The organism is Phenylobacterium sp., from assembly GCF_035276905.1.
In the GTDB taxonomy this organism is placed as follows: domain Bacteria; phylum Pseudomonadota; class Alphaproteobacteria; order Caulobacterales; family Caulobacteraceae; genus Phenylobacterium.
In genome coordinates, this window is the sequence record NZ_DATELG010000287.1 from 1 (window position 1) to 10,292 (window position 10,292).

10 protein-coding genes are annotated in these 10,292 nt (G+C 69.4%); 1 reads left to right on the top strand and 9 read right to left on the bottom strand.

The genetic code is table 11. The annotated features are described in order from the left end of the window. A partial coding sequence (locus VJS38_RS13465; RefSeq protein ID WP_324088661.1) for an ammonium transporter occupies positions 1–1,233 on the top strand: 1,233 nt, incomplete at its 5' end. A 71-nt stretch (positions 1,234–1,304) separates the two neighbouring features. Here the strand turns inward: VJS38_RS13465 and VJS38_RS13470 are convergent. The 9 genes from VJS38_RS13470 to VJS38_RS13510 form a co-directional block, all read right to left on the bottom strand. Then, positions 1,305–1,973, bottom strand: coding sequence for an XRE family transcriptional regulator (locus VJS38_RS13470; RefSeq protein ID WP_324088662.1), 669 nt, complete (start codon positions 1,971–1,973; stop codon positions 1,305–1,307). Positions 1,974–2,018: 45 nt separating this feature from the next. After that, entirely contained in the window at positions 2,019–3,317 is a 1,299-nt protein-coding gene (gene glnT / locus VJS38_RS13475; RefSeq protein WP_324088663.1) for a type III glutamate--ammonia ligase, read from the bottom strand. Between the two features lie 57 nt (positions 3,318–3,374). Continuing rightward, on the bottom strand, positions 3,375–4,706 hold the full coding sequence (locus VJS38_RS13480) for an FMN-binding glutamate synthase family protein (protein ID WP_324088664.1): 1,332 nt from the start codon (positions 4,704–4,706) through the stop codon (positions 3,375–3,377). 11 nt (positions 4,707–4,717) lie between these two features. After that, positions 4,718–5,404 carry a hypothetical protein gene (locus VJS38_RS13485; protein ID WP_324088665.1) on the bottom strand — a complete coding sequence of 229 codons (687 nt, stop codon included), beginning with the start codon at positions 5,402–5,404 and terminating at the stop codon, positions 4,718–4,720. Next, positions 5,404–6,267, bottom strand: coding sequence for a glutamine amidotransferase family protein (locus tag VJS38_RS13490; protein WP_324088666.1), 864 nt, complete (start codon positions 6,265–6,267; stop codon positions 5,404–5,406). Before VJS38_RS13490 ends, VJS38_RS13485 begins: the two co-directional genes overlap by 1 nt. 181 nt (positions 6,268–6,448) lie before the next feature. Next, entirely contained in the window at positions 6,449–7,324 is an 876-nt protein-coding gene (gene folD / locus VJS38_RS13495; protein WP_324088670.1) for a bifunctional methylenetetrahydrofolate dehydrogenase/methenyltetrahydrofolate cyclohydrolase FolD, read from the bottom strand. Continuing rightward, a complete protein-coding gene (gene purU, locus VJS38_RS13500) occupies positions 7,321–8,181 on the bottom strand; it encodes a formyltetrahydrofolate deformylase (RefSeq protein ID WP_324088667.1) in 861 nt (286 codons plus the stop codon). The genes folD and purU overlap by 4 nt, the downstream gene beginning before the upstream one ends. 38 nt (positions 8,182–8,219) lie before the next feature. Then, entirely contained in the window at positions 8,220–8,723 is a 504-nt protein-coding gene (locus VJS38_RS13505; RefSeq protein WP_324088668.1) for a sarcosine oxidase subunit gamma, read from the bottom strand. After that, on the bottom strand, positions 8,716–10,292 hold a 1,577-nt coding region (locus VJS38_RS13510), incomplete at its 5' end, for a glycine cleavage T C-terminal barrel domain-containing protein (protein WP_324088669.1). The genes VJS38_RS13510 and VJS38_RS13505, both read right to left, overlap by 8 nt.

A 10,292-nucleotide genomic window follows, 5' to 3' on the forward strand; every position in this document is an offset into this window, starting at 1 on the left:
GCGCCCGCCAAGCCCTGGGCGCCGGACACCGGCGACACGGCCTGGATGCTGACCTCGATGGCGCTCGTGCTGATGATGATGGTCCCGGGCCTGGGGCTGTTCTACGGCGGCATGGTTCGCGGCAAGAACATCATCAGCGTCATGGCCCAGACTTTCGCCATCGCCGGCATCCTGACGGTGCTCTGGATGATCGCGGGCTACAGCCTGGCCTTCACCTCCAACGCCAGCGATGGAATGAACAAGTTCATCGGCGGGACGAGCAATTTCCTGCTCGCCGCGGTGAAACCGGACTCGCATAGCGCGTTGGCCGGCACCATACCTGAATCGGTGTTCATCTGCTTCCAGATGACCTTCGCGATCATCACCCCGGCGCTGATCATCGGCGCCTTCGCCGAGCGCATGAAGTTCTCGGCAGTGCTGCTGTTCATGTCGCTGTGGCTGCTGGCCGTCTATGCGCCGGTCGCCCACTGGGTGTGGGGCGGGGGGTTCCTGGGCGGCCTGGGCGTGCTCGACTTCGCCGGCGGCACCGTGGTGCACATCAACGCCGGTATCTCGGGCCTGGTCTGCTGCCTCGTGCTGGGCAAGCGCAAGGGCTACGGCACGGACAACATGGCGCCCACCAACGTGCTGCTGACGGCGGTCGGCGCGGCGCTGCTGTGGGTCGGCTGGTTCGGCTTCAACGCCGGCTCGGCGCTGGGCGCGGGCACGCTCGCGGGCGCCGCCATGATGAGCACCCAGATCGCCACCGGGGCGGCCCTCGCCACCTGGATGTTCATCGAATGGATCCACCGCAAGAAGCCGACCCTGCTGGGCATGGCCTCGGGCGCGATCGCGGGGCTGGTCGCCATCACGCCGGCCTGCGGTTTCGTCAATCCGACCGGCGCGCTGACCATCGGCCTGGTCGCCGGCGTGGTCTGCTACGGCGGGGCGGTGTTCCTGAAACACGCCTTCGGCTATGACGACAGCCTCGATGTATGGGGCGTGCACGGCATCGGCGGCATCGCCGGGGCCCTGCTGACCGGCGTGCTGGCCGATCCGAGCGTCAACAGCCTGGCCCAGGGCCACAGCATCGTGAAGCAGGCGATCGGCGTCTCGGCGACCCTGCTCTGGGCGGGCCTGGTCAGCCTGGTGATCCTGCTGATCTGCAAGTTCACCACCGGCCTTCGGGTCGCGGAGGAGGCGGAGCTCGAAGGGCTCAACCTGGCCTCGCACGGGGAAACCCTGCATCCCTGATCACCGGAGGGCATCCGGCTGCGGGCGGCGCATCGTGCGCCGCCCGTTTGCGCGCCTGGCCGGCGGCGGCTTCAGGACTGGGAGCGCGCGTAGACGATGATCGACAGGTAGACGGTCTCGCCCTCGCTCAGGCGCTCGGGCCCGTGTGGAGCGCTGGAGTCGAACAAAAGCGCGTCGCCTTCGCGCAGCCGGTAGCTCTGGGCGCCGTGCCGATACTGCACCTCGCCCTTCAGCATGTAGATGAATTCGACCCCGCCGTGCACGAAGCTGGTGTGCGGGGCCGCGTTCTCGCGCAGGGTGATGAGGTAGGGCTCGACGACCACGTCGCCGCGCAGCACATGGCCGAGCAATTCGTAGACGTGGCCCACCTTGGTGCCGCGCCTTTCGATGGTGACGCCCTGGCCGGCGGGCACGTAGGAGCAGTCCTGGCGCTCCTCGAACGAGGCGAACAGCGATGAGAGCGGAACCTGCAGCGCGTTGGAGATCGCCTGCAGCGTGGCGAGCGAGGGGGAGATCCCGCCGTTCTCGATCTTCGACAACATGCCGTTGGAGATGCCCGCGGCGCTGGCCAGGTCGGCGACCGAGAGATCCTGCTGGCGGCGCAGCAGGCGGATCTGATTGCCGAGGGCGCGCTCCAGACTGCGCTCGGGCGCCGCTGGGGCCGATGAGCCCGTGCGGAACGCGTCCTCGACGCGTTCCTGGTCAAGATCGTCCGGCTGGAGGTGTTCGTCCGTGTCCATGCCGCACCGAATATCGCGCCATGGACCTCGCGTCGACGCCGCCCGTTAGCAGTCGAGGGTGGTCTCGCGTTCCCACTGGGTGAGGTGGCGCGCGTAGTCGTTCCACTCGGCGTGTTTCAGCTTCAGGTAAGCCGGCACCACCTCGCCCAACGCGGCCTTCAGCGGTTCGGAGGCGTCGAGCGCGCGCAGCGCGTCGAGCAGGTTGAGCGGCAGCTTCTTCGCATCCGGCACGGTGTGGCCGTCGGTGTACATGTTGATGTCCAGCCTGGGCCCCGGGTCGCGGTTGGAGCGGAGGCCCTCGAGGCCGGCGGCCAGGACGGCGGCCGGCATCAGGTAGGGGTTGGTCGCCCCGTCGGCGAGGCGCAGCTCGAAGCGGTCGCCCTCGGGCACGCGCACCATGTGGGTGCGGTTGTTGCCGGTCCAGGTGACGGAGTTGGGCGACCAGGTCGCGCCCGAGGTGGTGCGGGGCGCGCTGATGCGCTTGTAGCTGTTGACCGTCGGGTTGAGGAAGGCGGCGAGGCCGTCGGCGGAGTGGATCAGGCCGCCGATGAAGTTCAAGCCTACGGGCGACAGGCCGTCCGGACGTTCAGCATCGGCGAAGACGTTCTTGGCCTCTTTCCAGAGCGAGACGTGCATGTGGCAACCGTTGCCGGTCAGGTGCAGGAAAGGCTTCGGCATGAAGGTTGCGCGCAGGCCGTGCTTTTCGGCGATCGACTTGACCATGTACTTGAAGAAGGCGTGGCGGTCGGCCGTGATCAGCGCGTCGTCGTAGAGCCAGTTCATCTCGAACTGGCCGTTCGCGTCCTCGTGGTCGTTCTGGTAGGGGCCCCAACCCAGCGCCTGCATAGCGTCGCAGATCTCGGTGATCACCTCGTAGCGGCGCATCAAGGCCTGCTGGTCGTAGCAGGGCTTGGCCTGGGTGTCGGCCGCGTCGGCGATGGCCGAGCCGTCAGGCTGGATCAGGAAGAACTCGCACTCGACGCCAGTCTTCATCTGGTAGCCGAGTTCGGCGGCGCGGGCGATCTGGGTCTTCAGCACGTTGCGCGGGGCGTGCGCCACGGGCTGTCCGCCCATCCAGAGGTCGGCGGCCAGCCAGCCCACCTCCGGCTTCCAGGGGAGCTGGATGAAGCTTGCCGGGTCGGGTTTTGCGAAGAGGTCCGGATCGGCCGGCGTCATGTCGAGCCAGGTGGCGAAGCCGGCGAAGCCGGCGCCGGCGGACTGCATGCCTTCGATCGCCGAGGCCGGCACCAGCTTGGCCCGCTGATGGCCGAAGAGGTCGGTGTAGGAGATCAGGAAGTATTTGATTCCCCTGTCTTTGGCGACCTGGGCGAGGCTGAGGGTCATCGGCTTGTCCTCCCGGCGGGGCCTTCGGCCGCCGCGCTTAGATTTCTGTGGTGCGGATTAAAAAGCGCCCGATCCCGGGATCCAGCCGGTGCCGGCGAGCGGCACGCGCGCCATGGCTGCGGCCTCGATGGTCAGGGCGACCAGGTCCTCTGGTTCGAGATTGTGCAGGTGGCTCTTGCCGCAGGCCCGGGCGATCGTCTGGGCTTCGAGCGTCATCACCGCGAGATAGTTCGCCAGCCGGCGGCCCGCGGCGACCGGATCGAGCCTGGAAGCAAGCGCGGGGTCCTGGGTGGTGATGCCTGCCGGGTCGCGACCCTCATGCCAGTCATCATAGGCGCCCGCGGTCGTCCCGAGCTTCTCGTACTCCGCCTGGTGCGCCGGATCGTTGTCGCCCAGGGCCACCAGCGCGGCTGTGCCGATGGCCACCGCGTCGGCGCCGAGCGCCAGCGCCTTGGCCACGTCCGCGCCGTTGCGGATCCCGCCGGAGACGATCAGTTGCACCTTGTGATGCAGGCCCAGGTCCTGCAGCGCCTGCACCGCCGGCCGGATCGCCGCCAGGATGGGGATGCCGACATGTTCGATGAACACGTCCTGGGTCGCCGCCGTGCCGCCCTGCATGCCGTCGAGCACGACCACGTCGGCGCCGGACTTCACCGCCAGCGCCACGTCGTAATAGGGCCGGGTGGCGCCGACCTTCACATAGATCGGCTTTTCCCAGTCCGTGATCTCGCGCAGCTCTTCGATCTTGATCTCGAGGTCGTCGGGGCCCGTCCAGTCGGGATGGCGGCAGGCCGAGCGCTGGTCGATGCCCTTCGGAAGGTTGCGAATCTGCGCCACGCGATCGGAGATCTTCTGGCCCAGCAGCATGCCGCCGCCGCCGGGCTTCGCGCCCTGGCCGATGACGATCTCGATGGCGTCGGCCTTGCGCAGGTCGTCCGGGTTCATGCCGTAGCGCGACGGCAGGTACTGGTAGACCAGGGTCTGCGACTGGCCCCGCTCCTCGGGAGTCATGCCGCCGTCGCCGGTGGTGGTCGAGGTCCCCGCCGTGCTCGCGCCGCGGCCGAGCGCCTCCTTGGCATGGCCCGACAGGGCGCCGAAGCTCATGCCGGCGATGGTGATCGGGATCTTCAGGTGAATCGGCTTCTTGGCGTGGCGCGTGCCCAGCCAGACGTCCGTCGCGCACTTCTCCCGATAGCCTTCCAGCGGATAGCGGCTGATCGAGGCGCCGAGGAACAGCAGGTCGTCGAAGTGGGGCAGGGCGCGTTTCGCCCCGCCGCCGCGGATGTCGTAGATGCCGGTCGCCGCCGCGCGGCGGATCTCCGACAGGGTGTGGGGGTCGAAGGTCGCAGACAGCCTGGGAAGGGTCTGGGGGATGTGGCTGGAGTCCATCGGTCAGGCCCTCAGTACGCGGCCGCGTTGTCGACGTGGAAATTGTAGAGCTTGCGGGCGGAGCCGAACCGCCTGAACTCGGAGACCTCGACGCCTTCGACGCCGGCCTCGCGCAGCAGCTGGCCCAGGAGGTCGCGGTGCTCGGCCCGCATCTCCTTCTCGACGCAGTCCGCGCCCAGCGACTTCACCGTCCCGCGGACGAACAGCCGCGCCTCGTAGATGGAATCGCCCAGCGCATCGCCGGCGTCGCCCAGCACCACCAGGTTGCCGGACTGCGCCATGAAGGCGCTCATCGGTCCGATGGAGCCCTTCACCACGATGTCGACGCCCTTCATCGAGATGCCGCAACGCGCGGAGGCGTCGCCGTCGATCACCAGGAGGCCGCCTTGCGCGGTGGCGCCGGCCGATTGACTGGCGTCGCCTCTGACGTGGACGCGGCCGCTCATCATGTTCTCGGCGACGCCAACGCCGGCGTTGCCCTCGACGACCACGGTCGCCAGCTGGTTCATGCCGGCGCAGTAATAGCCCGCGTGGCCGGCGATCTCGACGACGACCGGCGCTTTCAGCCCCACGGCCAGCGCGTGCTCGCCGCCCGGGTTGTCGACGCGCCAGTGGGTCTCGTTGGTCTCCGGCGAGAGCGCGTGCAACGCGGCGTTGAGGTCTCGGCGGCTGGTCCGGGCAAGGTCGACGACCGGCATCAGTGGCGCTCCCAGGCGTAGACGCGGGCGGGCTCGGGCTCGAAGACGCGGGCGCTCTCGATGCCGGGCAGGCCCGCGAGCGCGCGGTACTCGGACCCGAAGGCCACGTACTGGTCGGTCTCGGCCATCACCGCCGGCTTGCAGGCGATCGGATCGCGCAGGACGGCGAAGCCGTTCTCGGTGCCGACCACGAAGGTGAAGAAGCCGTCGAGGTCCTCCAGGCTGCTCTCCAGGGCCTGGGCGAGCGAGGCGCCCTGGCGCATCCGCCAGGTCAGGTAGCCCGCGGCCACTTCGCTGTCGTTGTCGGTGGAGAACTCGATGCCCTGCGGCTCCAGCGTGCGGCGCAGGCTGCGGTGGTTGGAGAGCGAACCGTTGTGCACCAGGCACTGGTCGGCTCCGGTCGAGAAGGGATGGGCGCCGGCGGTCGTCACCGCGCTTTCGGTGGCCATGCGGGTGTGGCCGATCGCATGCGTGCCGGACATCCCGCCCAGGCCGAAGCGGCGGGCGACGTCGGCGGGGAGGCCGACCTCCTTGTAGAGCTCGATGCGTTGGCCGGCGCCGGTGACCGCAAGGTCGGGCCGCTCAGCGGCGAGCCACGCGCGGACGCGGCACTCCTCCAGCGCCGGGATGCTCAGCACCAGATGGGTGTCGCGCAGCACGCCCGCGATCTCCGGACCGAGGGCCTCGGCGACGCCGTCCAGATCGGCGCCGCGGACCGTTAGCTTCCGCTGGTCCGGCAGCCCCTCGCCGTAGATCGCAAAGCCCGCGCTATCGGGGCCCCGGTCGGTCATCACCTCCAGCATGGCCGCGGTCAGCGCGCCCAACTCGGGCTCGAGCGTCGGGTCCTTGAGGAACAGACCCACAATCCCACACATCTTTTTTGAGCCCTCGCTCGTGACTGTCTCGATCCTTGTCGGGCGCCTGAACCGTTACGTCAATCAAAAGGAAGAAAAGTTTCTCGGTAAGAAACGGATGGCCGACGACAGCGCCCGGTCTTGCGGCAGATGCTGCCTCACGCGAAGCAGCACGCGGCGCCGGCCCGCGTCAGGCGGCGCGTGGCAGGCTGCGGCGCCGGCGCGCGGCTTGCACCGTGTTCTGCAGCAGGCAGGCGATGGTCATGGGCCCGACCCCGCCGGGAACGGGCGTCACGGCGCCGGCATGCGCCATCTCCTCAAAGGCGACGTCGCCGACGATCCGGCTCCCGTCCGGCGTCGAGATGCGGTTGATCCCGACGTCGATGATCACCGCGCCGGGCTTGACCCAGTCGCCGCGCACCAGCCCGGGCGAGCCGGCCGCCACCACCAGGATGTCCGCGGTGCGGACGATCTCCGGCAGGTTGCGCGTGGCGATGTGGGTGACGGTCACCGTGCACTCGCGTTCCAGAAGCAGCATGGCGACCGGTTTGCCGACGATGTTGGACTTGCCGATCACCACGGCCTTCATCCCGCGGTAGTTCTCGACGACAGTGTCCAGCAGCATCATGCAGCCGAGCGGGGTGCAGGGGATCAGCCCGCCGGACCCGATAGAGAGCCGCCCCACGTTGACCGGATGGAAGCCGTCGACGTCCTTCAGCGGGTCGATGGCGTCGAGCACCCGATCGGAATCGATGTGCGGCGGCAACGGCAACTGCACCAGGACGCCGTCGACCGCCTCGTCGGCGTTCAGCTGCGCGATGAGCGCGAGCAACTCGTCCTCGGTCGTCGTCGCGGGCAGCCGGTGCTCATAGGAAGCGATGCCGGCGGCCTTGCACTGGCGGACCTTGGATCGGACATAGATCTGGCTCGCCGGGTTCTCGCCGATCAGCACCACGGCGAGCCCAGCGGTGACGCCCGTGGCGCGCAGGCTGGCCGTCTCGGCGGCCACGGCGGCCCTGACCTGTTCGGCCAGGCGCGCGCCGTCGATCAGTCGGGCCATGATCAGTCCCGGAAGACGACGGTTTTCGAGCCGTTCAGCATGGCGCGGCCCTCCACGTGGAAGGCGACCGCGCGGGCCAGCACGCGCCGCTCGATGTCGCGGCCCTTGCGAACCAGGTCGTCCGGCGTGTCGTGATGGCTGATGCGCTCGACGTCCTGCTCGATGATCGGGCCCTCGTCGAGGTCGGCGGTGACATAGTGGGCGGTGGCGCCGATCAGCTTCACGCCGCGGGCGTGGGCCTGGTGGTAGGGGCGCGCACCCTTGAACCCCGGCAGGAAGGAGTGATGGATGTTGATGCAGCGCCCGGAAAGATAGCTCGCCAGGTCGTCGGACAGGATCTGCATGTAGCGGGCCAGCACCACCAGCTCGGCCCCGCTCGCCTCGACGATCGCCTTGATCTCGGCCTCCTGCTGCGGCTTGGTCTCTTTCGTCACTGGCAGGTAGTGGAACGGCAGATCGGCCAGGTCGGCGGCGTTGTAGGTCTCGCGCGGGTGGTTGGAGATCACGCCCACGACGTCCATCGCAAGCTCGCCGATCCGCCGGCGGTAGAGCAAGTCGACCAGGCAGTGGTCGAACTTGGAGGCCATCAGCAGCACCTTGCGGCGCTCGTCTTTCGGGCGGATGCGCCAGTCCATGCCGAACTGCTCGGCGACCGGCCGGAAGCTCTCGACCAGCCTGGCCGCGTCCTCCCGCCGGGGCAGGGTGAAGACGATCCGGGTGAAGAAGCGGCCCGTTTCCTTGTCGTCGAACTGGTGCGCCTCCTCGATGTTGCCGCCGTAGGCGAAGAGTTCGGCGGTGACGCGGGCGACGATGCCCGGCCGGTTCGGACAGCTGAGCGTGAGCAGGAAGGCGGCGTCGGTCATGGGCTTTGGCAGGCGTCTCGATGAATGCGGAAGGGTGTTCAAAGGGCGGCGATCGCCGCATCGAGCCAGCGTCGGAAAGACGCGGCGTAGCTGCGGAAGACGGCGACCTCGTAGGCCGGGGTCTCGTCCAGCTGGCGCAGGACGACCCCGATGTGGGAGATGACGGTGACCGCCGCCGACCTTGGCCCGAAGGCCTGGGGGTGAAGGTCGATGGCCGCGCCGCGCTGGAGCACGGTCCGCGCGCCGGGGCCGGAAAGTTTGTGGATCACATAGCCGCCGCTCTGGTCGACGACCGAGGCCATCGGCCCCAGCGCCTCGAGCAGCCGCGCGGCGTGGGTTTCGAGCCCGCCGGCGGAAAGGGCCAGCCAGGTTCCGGGTCCCGTCGCGATCAGGGCCAGATCGCCCGTGCTGGTCCAGCCGGCGCCTACGGGCGGCGGGACGCCCAGGGCGCGCGCGACCGCCTCGGCGGCCACGCCCTTGCGCGCCATCACCGTCGCCAGGCCGAAGCCGGTCCGTTCTTCGATTTGGATGGCCTCAGGCACGCAGCCGCTCTCCTTGCGGATCGACGAAGACCGGCGAGCAGACCTCCGCCTCGACGTCGCCGCCGCGCACCGGGTCGTGCACGATGACGCGCTCGCCCAGCCGCTCGGCGCCGCGAGTGAGGAGCGCCAGCGCGATCGGATGGCCGAGCGTCGGCGAGAAGGCGGCCGAGGTGACCTGGCCCTGGTCGTTGGCGGCGACGGCCGCCGCGCCCCTGGCCAGCAGGTGCGCCCCCGCCCGTATGCGGTCGCGGCCGCTCACCGGCTTGAGGCCCACCAGGCTCGGCCGTTCGGGATCGGTCAGGCCCGGGCGGGCGGCCATGACCCGGCCGATGAAGTCCTTCTTCTTCGACATCATCTTTCCAAGTCCCAGGTCGGCCGCGGTGGTCTGGCCGTTCAACTCGCCGCCGCCGACGTGGCCCTTTTCGATGCGCATGACGCCCAGGGCCTCAGTCCCATAGGGGCGCACGTCGAATTCGGCGCCGGCGTCGAAGAGGGCGCGGACGAGGGCGTCGCCGAGATGGGCGGGCGCGCTGATCTCGTAGGCGAGCTCGCCGGAGAACGAGAGCCGGTAGAGCCTGGCCGGCGCGCCGCGCCAGACGAACTCGCGACAACCCATGTAGGGGAAGCCCTCGTTGCTTAGGTCTTCGTCCGGGAGCAGCCGTTGCAGCAGCTCGCGCGAGCGCGGGCCGGCCACGGCATAGGTCGCCCACTGTTCGGTCACCGAAGTCGCTTGCACGTCGAGCTCGGGCCACAGCGCCTGCCGGGCGAAGTCGATGTGCTGCATCACCCGCGCGGCGTTCACGGTGGTGGTGGTGACGAAATAGCGATCCTCGGCGAACCGGGAGGTGGTTCCGTCGTCAAGCACGAAGCCGTCCTCGCGCAGCATCACCCCGTAGCGCGCGCGCCCGACCGGCAGGTTCGAGAAGGTGTTGACGTAGAGCCGGTCGAGCAGGACGCCCGCGTCGGCGCCGTGCACCTCGATCTTGCCGAGGGTCGACACGTCGCAGACGCCGGCGCCGCCGCGAACGGCCGCCACCTCGGCGTTCACAATCTCCAGCCAGTCTGTCAGCCCCGGGCGATCGAACCACTGGGCGCGCTTCCATTGGCCGGCGTCGACGAAGGTCGCGCCCATCGCCTCGGCCCAGACGTGGCTGGCGGTGCGCCGCTCCGGGCGGAAGTCCTCGTCGCGGTGATGGCCGGCGAGCGCGCCGATCGCGACCGGCGCGTAGGGCGCTCGCGAAAGGATGGTCCCGGCCTCGGCGATCGACTTGCCCGTCGCCGCGGCCAGCAGGGCGTGGCCGTTCAGCTGGCTGGTCTTGCCCTGGTCGGTCGCCATGCCGAGGGTGGTGTAGCGCTTGAGGTGCTCGACCGAGACAAAGCCCTCGCGGGCGGCCAGGGCCACGTCGTCCTCGGTGACGTCGTGCTGGAAGTCGACGAACGCCTTGGCGCGGCTCTTGGCGACTCGCCAGAGCGGCGTGGCTTCGGCGCTTTCGTCGGCCGCGTGCGGCGCGCGGCCCTCGGCCACCGATTTGAACCCGAGGTCCAGCAGCGCTTCGAGCGCCGCGCGGC

Coding starts and splice junctions, on each gene's coding strand:
- VJS38_RS13470 (WP_324088662.1), bottom strand. CDS start 1,973: ATGGACACGGACGAACACCTCCAGCCGGACGATCTTGACCAGGAACGC.
- glnT (WP_324088663.1), bottom strand. CDS start 3,317: ATGACCCTCAGCCTCGCCCAGGTCGCCAAAGACAGGGGAATCAAATAC.
- VJS38_RS13480 (WP_324088664.1), bottom strand. CDS start 4,706: ATGGACTCCAGCCACATCCCCCAGACCCTTCCCAGGCTGTCTGCGACC.
- VJS38_RS13485 (WP_324088665.1), bottom strand. CDS start 5,404: ATGCCGGTCGTCGACCTTGCCCGGACCAGCCGCCGAGACCTCAACGCC.
- purU (WP_324088667.1), bottom strand. CDS start 8,181: ATGACCGACGCCGCCTTCCTGCTCACGCTCAGCTGTCCGAACCGGCCG.